At 45.2% G+C, this 19,171-nt stretch carries 9 protein-coding genes; 4 read left to right on the plus strand and 5 right to left on the minus strand.

The features are described 5' to 3' along the window. The first annotated feature begins 171 nt into the window (after positions 1–171). Positions 172–447, plus strand: coding sequence for a hypothetical protein (locus QZ938_RS01595; RefSeq protein WP_293346988.1), 276 nt, complete (start codon positions 172–174; stop codon positions 445–447). Positions 448–450: 3 nt separating this feature from the next. Here the strand turns inward: QZ938_RS01595 and QZ938_RS01600 are convergent, their stop codons facing one another. Beyond that, positions 451–1,344 carry an EI24 domain-containing protein gene (locus tag QZ938_RS01600; RefSeq protein ID WP_293346990.1) on the minus strand — a complete coding sequence of 298 codons (894 nt, stop codon included), beginning with the start codon at positions 1,342–1,344 and terminating at the stop codon, positions 451–453. Between the two features lie 219 nt (positions 1,345–1,563). On the opposite strand from QZ938_RS01600, the gene QZ938_RS01605 reads away from it, so the two are divergent. Next, complete coding sequence (locus tag QZ938_RS01605; protein ID WP_293153034.1) at positions 1,564–2,313, plus strand: 2-phosphosulfolactate phosphatase family protein; 750 nt, start codon at positions 1,564–1,566, stop codon at positions 2,311–2,313. 413 nt (positions 2,314–2,726) lie between these two features. On the opposite strand, the gene QZ938_RS01610 is transcribed toward QZ938_RS01605, so the two are convergent. Continuing rightward, complete coding sequence (locus QZ938_RS01610; RefSeq protein WP_293346992.1) at positions 2,727–4,094, minus strand: lipid-A-disaccharide synthase-related protein; 1,368 nt, start codon at positions 4,092–4,094, stop codon at positions 2,727–2,729. Positions 4,095–4,259: 165 nt separating this feature from the next. On the opposite strand from QZ938_RS01610, the gene QZ938_RS01615 reads away from it, so the two are divergent. Next, on the plus strand, positions 4,260–4,823 hold the full coding sequence (locus QZ938_RS01615; RefSeq protein WP_293346994.1) for a Uma2 family endonuclease: 564 nt from the start codon (positions 4,260–4,262) through the stop codon (positions 4,821–4,823). Between the two features lie 259 nt (positions 4,824–5,082). Here QZ938_RS01615 and QZ938_RS01620 read toward each other — a convergent pair whose 3' ends face one another. From QZ938_RS01620 to QZ938_RS01630, 3 genes are all read right to left on the minus strand, one after another. Then, entirely contained in the window at positions 5,083–10,275 is a 5,193-nt protein-coding gene (locus QZ938_RS01620; RefSeq protein WP_293346996.1) for a PAS domain S-box protein, read from the minus strand. Between the two features lie 583 nt (positions 10,276–10,858). Continuing rightward, positions 10,859–12,151 (minus strand): ATP-binding protein, encoded by a 1,293-nt coding sequence (locus QZ938_RS01625; RefSeq protein ID WP_293153022.1) that lies wholly within the window; start codon positions 12,149–12,151, stop codon positions 10,859–10,861. A 583-nt stretch (positions 12,152–12,734) separates the two neighbouring features. Next, positions 12,735–15,053 carry a tetratricopeptide repeat protein gene (locus tag QZ938_RS01630; protein WP_293346998.1) on the minus strand — a complete coding sequence of 773 codons (2,319 nt, stop codon included), beginning with the start codon at positions 15,051–15,053 and terminating at the stop codon, positions 12,735–12,737. A gap of 490 nt (positions 15,054–15,543) precedes the next feature. On the opposite strand from QZ938_RS01630, the gene QZ938_RS01635 reads away from it, so the two are divergent. Next, entirely contained in the window at positions 15,544–19,050 is a 3,507-nt protein-coding gene (locus QZ938_RS01635) for a glycosyltransferase (protein ID WP_293347001.1), read from the plus strand. Positions 19,051–19,171 lie beyond the last annotated feature (121 nt).

A 19,171-nucleotide genomic window follows, 5' to 3' on the forward strand; every position in this document is an offset into this window, starting at 1 on the left:
AGGCTGCGACTACCTCCTTAGATAGATGCGGAAATACCTCCACGGGCGAGTAGCAATATTGAGAAATATTTCTTAACATATAGATAACAAAGGGAATCCGAGGAGACCAAAAATCCTTAAGCCCTTGGGGTGCGCGGTTAACCAGATTCTTCGCAAACAAGGGCTAAATCAATGAACCAGCAGCAAAACTCTGAAGTTTCAGCATTTTTGCCAATGCTCCAAAAAGGCATTTGGCTGTTTGGGATTCTGTCTTGGATATTCGGGCTGACAGATAGAAGTATTGCACTATTGTCTGACGGATATCTGTCGGCGATCGATATTGTCCAGCTATTTACAGCTTCCTTCTTTTTCGTTAGTTGGATATTTTTAAGCCCGTTTCTGAGTTTTAAATCTCAGAGTCAGCGGAAGGTAGAAGGCATTCGGCAGAAAGTAGAAGCCTCTCGCTAGTTTTTAAGTTGTAATGTTAGATTCGGTCGGGCTGTTGGTTTCTTCTGGGGCGAAGCGGGCGGGCCAAATGCGATCGCAAAAAAACAAAGTTCCCGCCGTCATACATAGCGGAATCGCCAACAGATTTAACAGGGGAATGCTCACCAAACCCAAGCAAACCAAACCAAAACTCCAGCTAGCCGGCAAACTCGCCCGAAATATCTCAAATTTCTCCTGAAAAGTTAGCTTCCGCCGTTCCAAAGGTGCATTTAAAAAGTCCAAACAGACAACAGTCGCGCCCAAAGCTACGCCTCCTAAACTGCTAAGAATAGATACGGGCCCGGGGATAAAATTCAGCAGCAGGAGCGGTATCCCGATGCTGAACACAAGTTGTAGTTTTCGGATTTCAAAGCCGATCGCCATTTGTAGATCCCGAAAAATACTCGCCAAGTTCATTGGTGCTTCTGCGGGCAATTGACCGTTCCGCAGAAGTTCCAATTGTTCGGATAATTTGCCGTACCAGGGCGAACCTAAAATCACGCCAAACTGGACTAACAAAAACCCGATTATTAACAAAAGTCCTGAAACTAAAAGTACGCGCAGCAGCCAGCCAAAACCGATTGTCAAGACGCCGAGAAAGCTCAGCCAAGCTGGCAAACTGACAATTAAATTATGAAATCTGACGGACAAATCGGCAACTAAAATGTCTATGCCTGCCAAACTAGGAAATAGCAAGCTCAAATAAAGACCGATACCAATTAAAAAATTTAGGACGACGGGAATTAATACATAAGTCCACAGCTTGGGAGTTTGAAAAATCAGCGTGAAAGCTCGAAAAGGATAGGTGAAACCTACCAAAAGTCCAAGGGGAGCGGTAATGGCTGCGGGGGCGGGATTTGAATTGAGCTGTTTTGACATATGGTTAAACAGTTGACAGTTGACAGTTGACAGTTGACAGCGAATTGATAAGAACGGAGATTTAAACTCCGTTTTTATCACAATCTGCCGACCTGCTGGGGCTTCAAACCCGGCTATTCGGTGAAGGAAGAAGGAAGAAGGAAGAAAGCCCTTCGGCTATGCTCAGGGTACAAATTCTATTATTATTGCGTATGAGGATTTATTGCAGGTTGCCCAAAAGTGAAGCTTTTTATTTACCATACCCCGGAACTTACGCCAGCAGACAAGATGCCGGCTTGCGCGATCGCAGTTGATGTACTGCGGGCGACTACGACAATGGCGACGGCCTTGAATAATGGGGCGGAAGCTGTGCAAGTTTTCAGCGACTTAGATAAGCTGATGGCAGAGAGCGAAAAATGGCCTGGAGACAAGCGGATTCGCGCCGGAGAGCGCGGTGGCGCGAAAGTTGACGGTTTTGACATGGGGAATTCGCCGCTGGACTGCGCGCCAGAAAAGGTGACTGGAAAGCGAATTTTTATCAGCACAACTAATGGTACTCGGGCTTTGCAACGAGTGCAAGATGCTGCAACGGTGTTGACGGCGGCTTTGAACAACCGCAAATCTGTGGTGCAGTTTCTGTTAAGCAAAAAGCCGGAAAGTATTTGGATTGTGGGTTCTGGTTGGGAAGGGAGTTATTCGTTGGAGGATACGGTGTGTGCTGGTGCGATCGCCCAAAGTCTTTTAGCAGAAAGCGGTATTCCGGCGATCGATTTTGCTGGTAACGATGAAGTGTTTGGGGCGATCGCTCTTTATTTGCACTGGCAAGATCGGCTGCATGAATTGTTGGAAAAAGCCAGTCACGGCCAGCGCCTCCTCGGTTTGGGTGTGATTGAAGATTTAAAATATTGCGCGCAATTGGATACTTTAGATGTGCTTCCTATGCAGCGAGAACCGGGTGTTTTGGTGAAGTCGGATTTTAAAATTTCTTAGGCTGATTTCTGGGTTCTATTATTCGGAAAAAAAGGCGAATTGAAATTGTCTGCGAGTGCAGTATTGGTAGGTACGCTCTTGTATTAACCTACTCGAATAACGACGATAAAATTGGTTTGTAGTGAGGACTTTAGTCCGCATCCAATTAGAGGACTGAAGTCCTCACTACGAACTGTAAAATTGGTTTGTAGTGAGGACTTTAGTCCGCATCCAATCAGAGGACTGAAGTCCTCACTACGAACTGTAAAATTGGTTCGTAGTGAGGACTTTAGTCCGCATAAGCTCGGAGGAATCGCATTTCTCACTACGAACGACGGAAGTTAGTAATTAGCGAACAATATTTTTTCAATAAAGTGCAATTAAAGATATTGAACAGGGATACAATATTGTTGTATTCCTAGTGTTCCAGACAATTAAGAATTGTTGGATTCGTCGAACCGTTGAATTAAACACTCGGCAATTCGGGCTGATGCACCGCTTTCTCCCATGCGGCGCCAGCCATTTTCAGCGATTAGCTGCAACCTGTCAGGATCGCGAAGCAAAGACTGGATAGTGCCGGCAACTTCGGCGGGATGTTTGACTAAAATTAAGGAGGGGCCTAAGAGGCGACTTTGGGCTTCGGCAAAAGCGGGAGTAAATTGCGGGCCGCTTCCGGGAATGGCGATCGCCGGTTTTCCTAAACCGACAAATTGTTCTGTAGCGGTTCCGGCCATTGCGATCGCTAAATCGGCTTGGTACAAACAATCGTTAAAACTTTGCTGAGTTAAAATCATCGTGGCTTTTCTTTGCACAAAAGTCAAGGGCAATAGCAAATTAGGAGATTCTTTCCTAATTTCTTGAGCGTTAGAAACAGCAGGTCGCAAAATACTACCTTCTCGCCGCTGGGTTTTAGTTTCGCCCTCTTGGCGCCAGCCGAAAAATTCTAAACTAGGTCGCAAAGCTTCTAAGTTTAACTCGCCAGAAATAGCTCCGAAAAATAACAATTTGCGATCGCCAAACAGAGACAAAATTCCGGCTACAGCCTCTACTATTAGCAGCCAATTAGCATAGGCTTCCGGCGCTCGGGAACCGGGCAGTAAGGTGATGACGAGCGATCGCTCCATTTCCCGAAACTCTGCATCAGCGCCGTAAAAACGGGCGGGGTTTTCCGGTTCGAGTCCGTCCATCATGGGATTGCCGAGATTGTAGGCGGGAATTCCCAGCTTTTCTAAAGTCTCGGCGGTGAGGGCGTCCCGCACAAAAACAGCTTTACAGAGCTTTCTAGTCATCAACCAGCGCTCCCAAGGGAAATAAACCGATCGCGACCAAATCTTCCAAGCCCACGGGCGGGATTTGCCAGCCAGAGGCCCCTGCTCGTCCCGCACGTGATATTCGGACTTGGCCGTGCCGACAAAGGCATAGGGCGCGCCGCTGAGCCAAGCAAACAGCAGCGGTACAATATCCCCGCAAGCTAAAATCGCGGCGTTGTGATTTCCAGACTGTTGTTGCGATCGCACCCAAGCGCGGATAGCTTTAAACTGAGCTAGAGTCAACTGAAGCAACCCGCCTTTGACATCGCGCAAAAATTCCCTTCCATCCATGTAGATAAAGCCACCCGAAGGCATCCGCTGCACCGGGCCGATGATGCGGGCGTTTTCTAGTTGAGCGAAAGCTTGCCCTTCCCCCACTAGCGGAAACACGGCTAATAATTCTGGGGGATGCGGGTGCTGTTGCACTTCTCGCAAGATGCGAAGGGCGATCGCATCTTCTCCGTGGCCGTTACTGAGGCAAAGTATTTTCAATCCCAAATCTCTCAAAAAACTGTCTCTGAATATATAGAAGCAAGATTAGCCGCAGGATGCAAGGTGGTATAGCCGAAGCAAGAAGTAAGCGGAGCGGCGATCGCGCGAGTCGGGCCATTTTTGGTAAAATAGCAGGTGAAACTCCTATTTTAGAGGTAAAATCGGATGGTACAAACCCTGCCAAAATCTTTGACACTCGAAGAGTTTCTGAAGTTGTCAGAAACCAAGCCAGCCAGCGAGTACATTGACGGTAAAATCATTCAAAAACCCATGCCTCAAGGAGAACATAGTGTAATTCAAGGCGAGTTGACAAGTGCTGCTAATGCTGCTCTCAAACCTCAAAAGGTGGCGCGAGCATTTCCCGAACTGCGGTGTGTTTTTGGCGGTCGCGCGATCGTTCCCGACGTGACTGTATTCACTTGGGAGCGCATTCCCCGCAACGAAAATGGCGGTGTGGCAAATGTGTTTGCGATCGCCCCGGATTGGACAATTGAAATCCTCTCCCCCGACCAAAGCCAAACTAAAGTTACTAAAAATATTTTACATTGTCTCAAACACGGAACTCAAACGGGTTGGTTAATCGATCCAGAAGAGCGATCGGTTTTTGTATATCGGCCGGCTCAATCAACCGAGGTGTTTGACGAACCGGAACAGTTATTGCCCGTGCCATCTTTTGCCAGGGAATTGCAACTGACAGTAGGAGATTTATTTGGTTGGCTGTTACAGTGAAACAACAGAATATTATATAGCCTTTCTCACTAACATGAGGTACGCATTGGGCATTGGGCGGAGCGTAGCGGAGGGATTGGGCATTGGCATTGGGCATTTGAACCAATAACTAATAACCAATAACCAATAACCAATAACTAATAACTAATAACCAATAACCAATAACCAATAACCAATAACCAATAACCAATAACCAATAACCAATAACCAATAACCAATAACCAATAACCAATAACCAATAACCAATAACTAATAACTACTAACCATCGATATACTGCTGTAAAATATTCCGAATTTGTTTGAGCTGAAATCCCTTAGCAAGTTGGCGGAGCTTCGTGGCAAACGGCACTAATTTTGGTTCCAAACTTTCCAGCTTAGCACTCTCCTCAAAAATTTCTTCAATGTCGCCCATAGCCGCAAGTTTCACAATTTTTGCTACCGACTCAGAAGCCGCAGGTAACAGAGCAGCATAAGCAGGAAAATCAGATGCTGGTGACAAACTGGGAGTTTTACAATTTTGGTTTTCCGGAGATTCCTCGTAAATCCATTCTAGTCCCAAATGCACGCGCAACTGTTCCAAAAAGTGATTTGCTTCGATCGGCTTGGGAAGAAAATCATCGCACCCTGCAAGGATGCTCTCTTGCTGCGCCGACTCGAAAACGCTAGCTGACAAAGCGATTAACACGACATCTTTTAATTCCGGCAACTGCCGCAGTCTCCTTGTAGTTTCTAAGCCATCCATTACAGGCATTTGCAAGTCCATTAAAATCACATCAGGTTGAAATTTGACTGCTTTGTAGAGGCATTCTTGACCATTTTGTGCCTCTGCAACTTCAAATCCCAAACGCCCCAGCATCCTGCACAACAAATCGCGATTTAGTTGATTGTCGTCCACGATTAGCACTTTCCGCTTATTGCCCACAAAACCGACCAGCCAGCGTTTTTCCCGCAAAGGAGACACCTCTAAGTAGCGTTTGGCTGCGGGCAATTCTAAATCTAGCCAGAAAGTGCTGCCTTTTCCGAAAGTGCTGTTGACGCGAATTTTGCTGCCCATCAGTTTAGCTAATTTCTGGCTGATCGAGAGTCCTAGACCCGTACCTTCAACAAAGGTATTGCCTCCTACTTGGTGGAACGGCAAAAATATTTCTTCTAACTTGCTTTTATCTATTCCTGTCCCGGTATCCTCGACTTGAAATCGGATTTTTAAAGCGTGTTTAGCTGCGATCGCATTGTGGGAAAAGCGCAGATAATTTTCTTTGAGTTCAGAACTCAAAAGCGAGAATTCGTATGTTTCTCCTTGTCTGCGACTCCAGGCCTCTGTGCCGACATAGCCGACTTTGAAAGTTACTCCGCCGCTGTTAGTAAATTTAACCGCATTGCTGAGTAAATTAATTAGAATTTGGCGCAATCTTTTTTGATCGACTTGGACGCAGGTGGGCAGGGGCGATACTTGTTCGTAATTGAAACAAATTCCTTTTTGATCTGCCCGCATCTGAAACAGATCCGCAATGTTTTTCGTAAAATTTAGAAAATTTAACTCTTCCGGGTAGAGTTCCATTTTTCTAGCTTCGATTTTAGAAAGGTCTAAAACATCGTTGATTAACATCAGCAGGTGTTGACCGCAATGTTGAATATTGCTGAGACTTTCTTGTTGATCGCAGCTTAAGTCTCTGTCGGTTTTGAGGATTTGAGCGTAACCTAAAACCCCGTTTAAAGGCGTGCGGAGTTCGTGGCTCATGTTGGCGAGAAATTCGCTTTTGGCGCGGTTGGCGGTTTCGGCGGCTTCTTTAGCTAATTGTAGGGCTGCTTCTGCTTGTTTGCGATCGGCTATTTCGGTTTGTGCTTGTTGAAATAGTGTTGATTGCTGGATCGCGATCGCCAATTGCACGCACAATTGCCGCAGGGATTCTATTTCTGAGGAATCCCAGACACGGGGGCCGCTGCAATCGTGGGCGATCAGCAGTCCCCAAAGTTGATTTTCTGCGGTGGATTGGGCAGGGTAAATGCTTTCTCGTGCTTGTAAAATCGGCACTACTAAGTTAGCTCTCACTTCAAAACTTTCGAGAATTTTAATGTAGCATTCGCTCAGATTTTCACCATAAATATCTTCGATAGCTCGAATACAGCCTTGCTGGTAAATAGCAACAAATTTATCTTTAAAACAGAGGTCAAAATTGTTAAAACCTCGGAGCGAAATTCGATTCTTTGCCACGGATTCGACAACTACAGTGCCGCTCCAGTCGGGATTAAAGCGGTAAATAACTGTGCGGTCTGTTTGCAATAATTGCCGCACTTGATCGACAGCAGCGGTGAGGACTTCTTCTAAATTGAGGGAGGAGCGAATGCGATCGAGCATGGCAACTACCAGGCGTTCTCGCCTTAATTGCTTTAGCAGCGCCATCTCAGCTTGTTTGCGGTCTGTGATGTCGGTAATTACTCCCACAAACCCGATTAAATTATCAGTTTCATCTTTAATACAGTCAGCGCGAAATAAGGTTGTTACCAGTTCCTTACTTTTAGTTTTGATTTTGAGTTCGCCTTGCCAAGATTTGCCTTTACGAATCGTTTTAAACATTTCTTGCAGCACTGAATTTTGCGGATAAATTGCCGTTGCTCCACCCGCTGCGTTCAGTTCTTCTGCTGTGTAGCCGTACCGCACAATAAAGGCTTGATTGTGGTAGATCGATCGCCCTGTCAAGTCAGCAATGCCGATCGCATCACTGGTGCTTTCTACGGCTTGAGTCACCCGCAGTAGGTCTAATTCAGCTTGTTTGCGATCGCTAATATCAGTAATGCTGCCGATATAGCCTTTAACTTCGTGCTTGTCTCCGATTTCGGCGATCGCCTGACCGATCGCCCAAATTACCCGACCGTCTGGACGCTGAAAGCGGTATTCTGATTTAAAAGGAATTTTGTTAATAACTGCTCCATACCATTCATTTTTCACCCGCTCGGCATCATCAGGATGTACGGCATTCATCCAGCCTGTTTCGGCTGCTAATTCTGGATCTAATCCCGTGATTTCGCTCCACCGCTGATTCACATAAAGACAATTACCAAAGGCATCACTGTGAAATATGCAAACCGGCGATGCTTCTGCTAAAGTTTGATAGCGGCGCTGGCTAGATTGCAGTTCTGATTCTGCTTGTTTTCTTTTGGTGATATCGCGGAAGATCGAAATTATCTCGCCCCCTGCAAGCATTGTCAGCGACAATTCTTGAGGGAACTTAGTACCGTCGCGCCGCTGACCGATCGCTTCTATATTGCAGTACCCTTTTTCCTGGAGCGCCGGGATTATTTCACGTTCAAGATATTGAATTTCAGCACGGCTGTAGAGCATTTTCCATTTCTTCCCATACAGTTCGCTAGCGCTAGCCAAGCCGTACATTTTAAGATAAGCGTCGTTTGAATAAATACATTCTTTACGAGCGTTAAAAATAGCAATGCCGTCATGAGCAGCGGCCATTGCTACTGCTTGTCGCTGAAGTTCCGACTCAGCTTTTTTGCGAGAAGTAATATCGCGAGCCACTGCATAAATCAAACCTTCTTCGCTAAAAGGCGATGCCGTCCACAGCAACCATTTGTAGGAACCGTCTTGGCAAAGATAGCGGTTTTCAAAGTAGATAATGGACGTACCGGCGATTAGTTTTTCCATTTCGGCTGAGGTGGCTGCTCGATCGTCTGGATGAACAAATTCGATGAATGGTTTGGCGAGCAGTTCGGCACTGCTGTAGCGCAGAGCATTTGACCAAGCAGAGTTTAATCGTTTAAAATAGCCGTCGAAACCAGCAATGCAAAGCAAGTCTAAGGAAATAGTAAAAAAGCGATCGCGCTCTGTCTGTGCCTGCTTTAACTCAGTGATATCCATCACTAAACCGTCCCAGAGAATATCGCCTTTGCTCTCAGATTTGCTCTGATTGGTGAGCCTTTCCGGTCTGGATGCTCCTTGCAGCCACTTAACTTTTCCGGATGGCATAATCTGCCGCCACTGCTGCCGCCAAGGTTCCAGCGTAGCGGCTGAAATTGCGATCGATGCTTCTAAATCTAAGCGATCGTCTGCATGAATTCCGCTGAAAAACAATTCTGCATTTTGCTCTATTACTTCCGCCTCTAATTCGTAAAGTTCGCGACTCCCAGAAGAGACATAGGGAAAAGATCTTTCTCCAGTTGCTGAAGAGCGAAATTGATAAATTACTCCGGGCAGGTTAGCTACGAGTTTTTGAAATCGAGCTTCGCTTTGTTCCAGAGCTATTTGCTGCCGTCTGTATTCGGTAAAATCTCTGATTGTGCCAACTATTACTTTACTGTTATCAGCTCTTTTAAAAACGCTTTTTTTGGTAGAAATTATCCATTCTTTCCCCGCAGTGTCGGTGAATTTATCTTCTGTTTCCAAACTGATATCTTTTGCCAATAATTCTTCATCTTTTCTGCAAAAAACATCCGCTTCTGATTTTGGAAGAAAGTCATATTCTGATTTGCCGATCAGTTCTTGTCGAGATTTCCCTATCAACTGACAAAAAGCATCATTTAATATCATCCAGCGGTGCTGGTCATCTTTGACAAAAATTGGATCTGGGGTCGCATTTAGAGTGTGGTTTAAAAATTCTTCAGATGCTTTCAGTTGTGCTTCGTAGCGGTAGCGATCGCTCACGTCCAACACCACTTCAATTATCCGGTCAATAGATCCATCTAGGCCGCGGATGCAGCGCAGCGAAACTCGCGTGTAAACTATTTCGCCATCTTTTCTAAACCACCTTTTATCTGAGATGTAACCGTCGGTTTTACCTGCTAACATCTGAGAAAATTTTTCAAAATTAGCCTCAAAATCCTCTGGATGAGTAAGCTCCAGGCAATGCTTGTCTACGAGTTCGTCGCGCTCGTATAAGAGCAAATCGCACAGCGCGTCGTTAACTTCAATCCAATTGCAATTTTCAGCAATTGCGGGGTCAATAATTGGAGCGACGATGGCAATTCCGATCAGGGAATTTTCCACCACCGAGCGATATTTTTCTTCGCTTTTTCGCAAAGCATCTTGACTGTTCTGGCGTTCTATGGCGTAACGGAGCGATCGCATTAACAGTTCGCCGTCGATTTTTCTTTTGACTAAATAATCCTGTACGCCCACCGAAATCAACCGCAGCGCCAGCTCTTCGTCGTTTTGGGCGGTCAAAACTACGATCGGCACATTTACCCCGTACTCTTGTATCCGAGCCACCGTCTCGATGCCCTGACTGTCTGGTAGTGAAAGGTCTAATAAAATTATGTCAAAACTTTCTTGATTCAATCGCTGCTGCGCTTCGCTGAGGCACTCTACTTTCGTCAGCAATATATACTGCAGGCCGCTAATTCCTGAGAGCAAATCTTCAATAAGCTCAGCTTCCTGAGGGTGGTCTTCTACTAACAGAACCTTGAAGCACGTAGGAGGTACAGCTAAGTTAAAAACTGCTTTCATAATATTTATTAATTAAAAGTTGTCTCAAGCTAACTTGGATTTTATCTTTTATTTCCGGGGGAGTTATCGAATTGCACCTACACATACATCGGCGATCGGATTGCGGTGTGACTGAACGCTACAAAACTTGTGTTTAAGAGTTATAATTATATCACAAATTCACTCGGCTGTCAACGCGAAATATGTTTTATTCTAACTTGCAATTTAACTGCTACCTTCAAGCTTCGCCCTGAAAATATAGGATTTAATTCAGCTTCTCCTGTCATCTAGCTTCTGGATATAGCCTTTCTCAAAAATATGAGGTACTCATGGGCATCGGGCATCGGGCATAGGGCATCGGGCATAGGGCATCGGGCATCGGGCATAGGGCATCGGGCATAGGGCATCGGGCATCGGGAATACCTCACCACGCTTGAGAACCGCTATATAGCCTTTCGAGCGAAAGATGAGGTACAAATTTGATTTGAGATTTGAGATTCGAGGATTCGGGGATTCGGGGATTGCGGAATTTTGTAATGGTTAATGAATTGGTCAATACCTCATCTTTCCGATAACCGCTATAAGTGTGTGCTTGATGTCTCGATTAAGGGAGAGTAAAGTGAAAAGTTGAACCTTGACCCGGTTCCGACTCCACCCACATAGATCCACCGTGACGTTCCACAATCTTTTGACAAATTGCTAAACCAATACCTGTCCCAGAATATTCTCTTTGAGTGTGCAAGCGCTGGAAAATTTGAAAGATGCGTTCTTGATGCTGTGGAGCAATCCCAATCCCATTATCCGACACAGAAAACAACCAGTTTTCCTCATGTTGGGAAGCGGTAATATGAACCGTAGGCGGTGCATCGTGGCGATATTTAATTGCATTGCCGAGTAAATTTTGAAAAAGCTGTACCAGTTGAGAAATATCCCCCATTACCTCTGGCAATTCACTGTAGGTAACAACTGCTTGAGCGTTGCGGATAGCCCCTTGTAGGTTGGCAATTGCTTGCTGGACGGCATGATTGCAATCTGCCAATTCAAAGGGTTTCTGACTGCGACCAACTCGCGAATATTCGAGCAAATCGTCAATTAAAGTTTGCATTCTCGTGCAGCCCTGAACGATATTGGTGATAAACTTAATAGCTTGGCTGTCGAGTTGGTCTTTGTAGCGTTTTTCTAAAAGTTGAGCGTAGCTGGCAATAGTTGCTAAAGGCGCTTGCAAGTCGTGAGAAGCTACATAAGCAAATTGTTCTAGTTCGGCATTCGACCGCGCCAATTCTTGGTTAGATTTTAAGAGGGCAGATTCAGCGCGCTTGCGGTTCGATATCTCTTGTTGGAGGAGCAAGTTTTGCTCTTGCAAGGCTTTTTCAACGGCGAGGCGGTTGCTGATTTCTTGTTGCAAAACCTGGTTTTTTTCGTAAAGAGTTTTTTCAACGGCTAAACGGCTGGTTATTTCTTCTAGAAGCAGCACATTTTGTTCTTTTAGCTGTTTTTGTAAGTTCCGCAGGGTCAGGTGACTTTCGATGCGGGCGAGCACTTCTTCAAACTGAAATGGCTTGCTGATGTAGTCAACGGCTCCTACTGCAAATGCGTTTACTTTGTCGAAAACTTCATCTTTAGCGCTGATAAAAATTACCGGAATTTCGCGAGTTTTAGGTTCGGATTTCAGATGCTGACACACTTCGTAGCCGTTCATTTCCGGCATCATTATGTCGAGTAAAATCAAATCGGGCGGATTAGAATTGCAGGCTCTCAGAGCCATTTGCCCGTTAATCACGCAGCGGGGCGCGTACCCCCGATGAGTCAACATTGTAGACAACAGCCGCAGATTTTCTGGCGTATCGTCTACTACTAAAATGTTTCCTAATGCCGTCTCTGGTTGCTGATTGTTCATTGAGTGTTTTTCCAAATATAAAGGAAGAAGGAAGTTCGGCAATGGATTATGTAACAGAAGATGTATAGCTTTTCGATCTCCCATATGAGGTACTCATGGGCATAGGGCATAGGGCATAGGGCATAGGGCAAACAGGGCATAGGGCATAGGGCATACATCACTTTTTTGAGAACCGCTGTAACGGATGGAATAAGGCTTAGTTATGTAGAAGATAAGTCAGAAGCAATAAAGCAAGGATTTGGGTAATTAATAAAATCCCAACCATCGGGTGCGGTTCGTATATTTTATTTGGCAATTAAAAACAGACTGGGTTCTAGTAGGAATATTGGAGGAAGAGAACTAGGAATCATCTCATAAATAGAATTTTCGATCATTTGTTTGTGCGGATTTTTTGAAATTGTTCGTTTACCAGAAAGAATTGGTTTAAATCCTCTCCCTTTTGGAATAAATTAAAATCAGACTATTCATTACTCCAATCCTCTTCCTTCTAGGTAGAGGTCGCCCTCAAGCGGTCAACTGTTAACGAAGAGGGCGGGCACGCACCATCCACCGCCCCTACAACTGTCAACTGAATGCACAATCTTTAAATCTCCAGCAATAGAGTCAGAGCGTTATTGTACCAAGTCAATCCTTTATCTAAAACCTTAAAGCCAGCTACTTTACACATAGATTCTAAAGCAGAAGCTGTAGGAAGCCACCACCATGGGCCAAAGTCGTTGATGTCAAAAACTGCTTTATCAATTACTCCGAGAATTGGTGTGCCGTAGGTGTACTGTTGCCAGTAAGCTGTTAAGATAGCTCGTTCTGCTTCGCCCAAAGCGGGAATGAAGATTACCCCAGAAGCTGGAATTTCGTAGCGTCCCCGCTCGTTTTCTATAAGTTCTTGGGTAATTGCTGAAGTTAAGATTAAATACTGCCCTGTTATTTGACGCAAGCTCATTAAAATTTGCAAAGGGTGGGGGTGATGGTACAAAACTCCTGCACAGTGGACGACATCGTAAGGCTCACCAATTTCTGCAAGCTGAATCTGAGTTATATCTTGACTGATACAATTATAATTAGCAATATTTAAACTTGCCATACGATCGCGAAAATCATCCCAAATGTGTGCGGCTGGGGGCGTGACATCAATCATTGTCAGAGAAACTGCACCGTATTTGCTTGCTACAGATACTTTTTCGTTGACTGTTCCCCACAATCCCCCGACTTCTGCAAAAGTGTGATTTTTGACGACTCGGGCAATGTAGCGATCGCGAATATCGTCATTCTCCAACTCTGATAATATACTGCGATCGCCCGTAAAGTCCTTTTTTTGCAAAATTTCCGCCAATTTCCCGGATATTGCGGCATCTTGCGGCCGAATTTCTAACGCCATCAAGTACAAGACTGTAGCTGCGTCGGGGCGATCGCTCTCGGCAAACTTTTGGGCTGTTTCGCAGTAAAATTCAGGAGCGTGCAGCGGCTGCAATTCGTGGTGATAGTAACTCGTTGCCGGATCTAACCCTGACGGCACTCTTTTGATGAGAGCATCGCCTAACTTGGCGTCAATGTTGGGGAGTTCGGGTTCGATTTGCAGCGCACAAAGGTAAGCAGAAACAGCTTCGTTCCAGTTGTGGATCTCAGTCAAAGCATCGCCTAAATTATAATAAGACCAAGAAAAATTGGGGTTGAGTTCAATAGCGCGCTGATAAGCAGTAGCTGCTGCTTTCCACTGCTGGGTTTTTAACAGCGGTTCTCCTAAATTGTGGTAAGCCCAAGAAAAGTCTCGATTGAGTTCGATGGCGCGCTGGTAGGCGGAGATTGCTGCCAACCAATCCTGGAGTTTAACTAAAGTTAATGCTAAATTATAATGAGACCAAAAGAATTCGGAATTAAGGGCGATCGCCCGCTGGTAAGCTGTCGCAGCTTCCGACCATTTTTCTAATTGAAAAAGTGCATCTCCCAACTTGTGACAAGAACCAGAAAAATTTGGGTCTAAGTCAACAGCGTGCTGGTATGCTGCGGCGCACTCCGACCATTTTTCTAATTTGCCGTAAGCTTCGCCGAGGCTGTAGTAAGACCAAGAAAAATTTGGGTCAATTGCCACAGCCGTGCGGTAGACAATAATAGCTTCTTGCCATTGTTCTAATTCGAGCAGAACGCTGCCTAAATTGTAGTAAGACCAAAAAGAATTCGGATTCAGCTCAATACTTTCGCAGTAGGCAGATTCTGCTTCGCGCCAGAGTTTATTGGCTTGCAAAACATTGCCTAATTTGTAATGTAACTCCGAAATATCCGGTTGCAGCTTGATAGCTTTGCGGTAGTTAACAATAGCTTCGTCCCACTGTTTTAGGGCGCTAGCAGCTTCGGCTAATTTGGTGTAAGCTTCACAACAACTAGGGTTTAAATAAATAGCGCGGTGGTAACAAACTAGAGCTTTTTGTGGCTTGTTTTGCGCCAATAAGGTATTGCCCAAATCTAGATATTCTTCCGGTATGTCGATGGGTTCCACGCTGAGTGATTGATACCAACAGTCGGCTGCTTGCCGAGGTTGACCGACTTCGGTAAATATCCGGCTCAAATTGCGGTAAAATCCTGCAAAGTCTGGTTGCAGGGCGATCGCTTTTTGGTAACAGTCGATCGCCTCTTGCCATTGTTGCAAACTAGCGCAGAGGGTGCCGAGGTTAGCAAAAGCTTCGGCAAAATCGGGTTTGTGGGCGATCGCAACTTTATACCAATACCGAGCGTCTTCTAGCTTACCCTGAGCTTGCAGCGCCTTTCCTAGGGTTTTGCAAGTCTCGGCGGAATCGGGGTGGGATTCGAGAATTTGGTGGCAAAGTGCGATCGTCCGATCCAACTTCCCTAAAGCTAAATATATTTCTGCCTGTTGTTGCAAATCAACCGCTGCTGTTTCTGAATTCACTTTTAACATTCCTGTTTAGTAATAATTCCCTGTGTAATTGTAGAGCAAAACCTCTCTAATATCCTCCAAATCGTGCACCGACATCGGCCGGCTTTCAACAGTTGACAGTTGACAGTTGACAGTTGACAGTTGACAGTTGACACCTTAAATCGAACTCTACCATTAAGTCCGACGAATCGAGTAATGAATAGTCTGATTTTAATTTCTCCCGCTCCGGATTGGGGCTTTCAACCAATTTTTTTTGGTAAATGCCGAGTATCTGGATGCCATTGGTGCGATCCTCTTCGAGGGCTGCGCTAACGAACTTTAAGTTAATTTGTAGGCAAGTCGAGCAAACACATATTTCGATTAAACTAAGATAGCAACCAGTCAAGTAAATCCACCTAATAAAACTCAAAATACGGCTCGCCCTCAAGCTTGTTGTGTATATCTTTTTCCCTCTTCCCTCTTCCCTCTTCCTTCGGCCTTCTACTTAACAACCAGGTAAACAATGTCAGCAGCCACACGCACACCGCAAGTCAGCGTAATTATAGCAGCATACAACGGATCTCGCTACATCGTGCAAGCGGTAGAAAGCGTGCTGTGCCAAACTTTTACTGATTTAGAAATTATCGTTGTAGACGACGGTTCGACAGATGAGACACATCAGGTATTGCAGCCTTATTTTGACAAAATTCGCTACGTATATCAAGAAAATGCCGGAGTAGCAGCAGCCCGCAACCGAGGAATTCAAGAAGCCAAAGGCGAATTCATCGCTTTTTTAGATCAAGATGACTTCTTTTGGCCAGATAAATTAGCAGCACAAATATCCCTATTTCGCCAGCAACCATCCTTAGGAATTGTTAACAGCGGCTGGCGCATTGTCAACCAGCAAGGCGACAAAATTTCCGATATCAAAGCTTGGGAATATTTCCCCAAATTAGATTTAGAAACTTGGATAGTACAAATGCCCGTACTTCCCAGCGCCATGATGTTTTCGCGCCATTGGCTCGAACTTGCAGGCGGATTTAATTCAGAATTTGATTCAGTAGACGATTCAGATTTAGTCCTGCGTTTAGCCCTCTTGGGTTGCCAAGCAGCATGGCTGCCTCAAGTGACAGTATCCTACCGCCAGCACGATCAAAATGTATCCATAAAAAAAGCTCTCAAACAAGCCAATCTTTTTATTACCTTAAAACAGCAATTTTTCGCCAAACCAGATTTGCCGCAGCACATCCGCGAGTTAGAAAATCCGGCTTTTTACGAAGCATTGACTTGGATGGCTTGGCAATTGTACTATAGTAACCATCCAGTAGAGGCGGTTGAATTTTTCCAAAAATCTATCCAGTACAGTCCTTATCCTCTAAGGCCAACAGTCACAGATTGGCAGAAGCGTCTGAGTGCGATCGCTCAAACTTATGGAGTTACAATCGATTTTCAATCGTTAAGAAACTTACCAGAATGGAAAAAAATAATGGCTAGCATACCTACCTCAAAAACACCGCGAGTCAGCGTAATTATCCCGGCATACAACTGCGAACGCTACATTACTAGAGCTGTGGAGAGTGCTGTAAATCAAACTTACCAAAACTGGGAAATCATCGTCGTAGATGACGGTTCTACAGACAATACGAGGCAAACTTTAGAGCCGTACCGCGATGTAATTCAGTACGTATATCAAGAAAATCAAGGAGCAGCAAAAGCCCGAAACCGCGCTTGCGAACTGGCCAAAGGCGAATTCTTAGCATTTCTGGATGCCGACGACTTTTTCCTGCCAGAAAAACTCGCCAAACAAATTGCTTGTTTTGAAGCTGACCCCTCTTTAGGGATGGTACAAAACGGCTGGTTGATGGTTGATGAAACCGGAAAAGACATCTACCCAGTCATGCCTTGGGAAGACACGCCCAACTTAGATTTAGAAAGCTTTGTCCTGCACAAAAGCGTGCGTCCCAGTGCAATGATGGTGCGGCGCGAGTGGTGGGAACGTCTGGGCGGTTTTGACCATCGCTTTCCGCCAACAGAAGATTTAGATTTTGCTTTGCGTTTGGGTTTAAAAGGCTGCAAATGTGCGTGGTTGAAAGAGATATTAACCTGCTACCGCCAGCACAATAGCAATCTCATGTCCGGCGGGCAAAAAGTGATGAAAAGCATGGAAACTGTGATGGAGCAATTCTTCGCCCAACCCAATTTACCCGATCGCATACGCCAATTACAAAAGGCAGAACGTTACAAGTCTTTAGTGTGGATAGCGTGGCGGATGTACCACGACGGATATTTGCCAGAGATGGTCGAGTGTTTGAAAAAATCTCTCTACTATACTCCTTATAATGGCACAGAAACAGTTTTTAAATGGTTGGAAACTTTTAGAGTTTCTTCGGAAAAATACACGAACAACTTTGATGCCTATGCCTTAACCAATTTAAAAGAATGGCAAGACATGGTGGCGGAGGCAGTCAACAATACCTATCAATTTAAATCAGAACCCAGTTCAATTGGCCGCAAACTTGCACCGCACGTACTCGTCTACGCAGAAGACCACGGAATCGGCGGTTTGGCGCAGTTTAACCACTCGCTGCTTTGCAAATTAGCAGCCGATGGCTACCGAGTTACTAGCGTGCAAACTAAAGCTTCTAATCCTTTAATTACCGAACAACAACAACTAGGTATCGAGCATATTTGGCTGGAGTTCGATACGATGAGGGAGTTTTTGCGAATTGCCTACAATTGTAGCGATGCTGAAAGAATTTACGCGGAAGCTAAACCGGATTTAATTATATTTAGCGATGGCTGGCCGATGGCAAATTTTGCTGCGAAACAAGTTGCACTCAAACAGAACATACCTTATGTAATTACTCTCGGTTATATCGATCGCACTTATAAGACTTTTAACCGTGGAGATCAGATTCCCTATTTCGATGCAGTCTCCTACCAGTACAACTTGGCTAAATCGGTGATAGCTGTTTCCCACGAGAATTTAAACTTGTTCAAGAGTTTGTTCAAAATGCCTCGGGAATGGGGGAAAGTAATTTATTACGGCAGGCCGAACAATTACTTTGAACCGCCCAATCTCTCAACCCGCCAACGCCTGCGCCAAGAACAAGGCATTCCCGAAGAGGCTGTGGTTTGTTTCACGGCGGCGAGACTGACTCCAATTAAAGGATATCAGTATCAATTGCAGGCGATCGCCAAACTGAAAAATCTGCCTGTTTGGCCGCAAATTTACTTCGTTTGGGCCGGCCCCGGTTCCACCACTCACGACAACATGGAACCGGAATTGAGAGCAACTGTCAGCCAATTAGGAGTCACCGAACAAGTTAAATTTATCGGCCAGCGGTGGGATGTTGCCGATTGGTTGGATGCCAGCGACATCTTTATTTTATCATCCAAAGCCGAGGGAATGCCGCTAGCAGTAATGGAAGCAATGGCGAAGGGATTGCCCGTAATTGCCACAGCAGTCAGCGGAATTCCCGAAGAGTTGGGAGATACCGGAAAGTTAATTGCGGATCCGACAATAGATTCGCAACAGACTGTACAAGAGTTAGCTGAAACCGTAGAATTATGGGCCCAAAATCCCGAATTGCGGAGGCTGGCAGGACAAGCTTGCAAACTGCGGGCTCAAGAGCTTTTTAAGGAAGAACGGATGCTGTTGGAATACTCAGAAGTTGTCGCCCAAGTTCTATCTGCTAGTGGGAATCGAGACAAATTTGCGATCGCCCCCAAAGTCCAAAAACAGATCGAAAAAGTTGACAGTATGCTCCATTACTATTATCTAGTATGGCAGGCTTGGCAAGCTTGGGAGCGGGGGGATATGTCCGGGATGGTGGAGAAGTTGCAGTCAGCTTGGAAATGCACGCCATTGTTGACAAGCGAAACTATCTTGAGTTGGATCGTAAATTTTGTTGCGTTATCTTCAGAAAAGGGGGTTCAACTTGATACTTGTTCGCTAATTAATTCAGAAGCTTGGCAAGAATTGATGGAATTAGTACAGGGTTATGAAGTTGCCTTGTCTGTTCGTTAAAATTTAAGGTACGTAGTTGCGCTTAAGCGCTCTTTGAATGTATATATTCAAAGAGCGCTAAAGCGCAACTACATACCTTTCAAAAACCTCATTTTAAGGTACGTTGTTGCGCTTCAGCGCT

Source organism: Microcoleus sp. CAWBG27 (assembly GCF_020883145.1).
Taxonomy (GTDB): domain Bacteria; phylum Cyanobacteriota; class Cyanobacteriia; order Cyanobacteriales; family Microcoleaceae; genus Microcoleus.

What these genes read in the sequence shown, in the direction of transcription:
- QZ938_RS01595 (WP_293346988.1), top strand. Translation starts at nt 172, where the DNA reads ATGAACCAGCAGCAAAACTCTGAAGTTTCAGCATTTTTGCCAATGCTC.
- QZ938_RS01615 (WP_293346994.1), top strand. Translation starts at nt 4,260, where the DNA reads ATGGTACAAACCCTGCCAAAATCTTTGACACTCGAAGAGTTTCTGAAG.
- QZ938_RS01635 (WP_293347001.1), top strand. Translation starts at nt 15,544, where the DNA reads ATGTCAGCAGCCACACGCACACCGCAAGTCAGCGTAATTATAGCAGCA.
- QZ938_RS01600 (WP_293346990.1), bottom strand. Translation starts at nt 1,344, where the DNA reads ATGTCAAAACAGCTCAATTCAAATCCCGCCCCCGCAGCCATTACCGCT.
- QZ938_RS01620 (WP_293346996.1), bottom strand. Translation starts at nt 10,275, where the DNA reads ATGAAAGCAGTTTTTAACTTAGCTGTACCTCCTACGTGCTTCAAGGTT.
- QZ938_RS01625 (WP_293153022.1), bottom strand. Translation starts at nt 12,151, where the DNA reads ATGAACAATCAGCAACCAGAGACGGCATTAGGAAACATTTTAGTAGTA.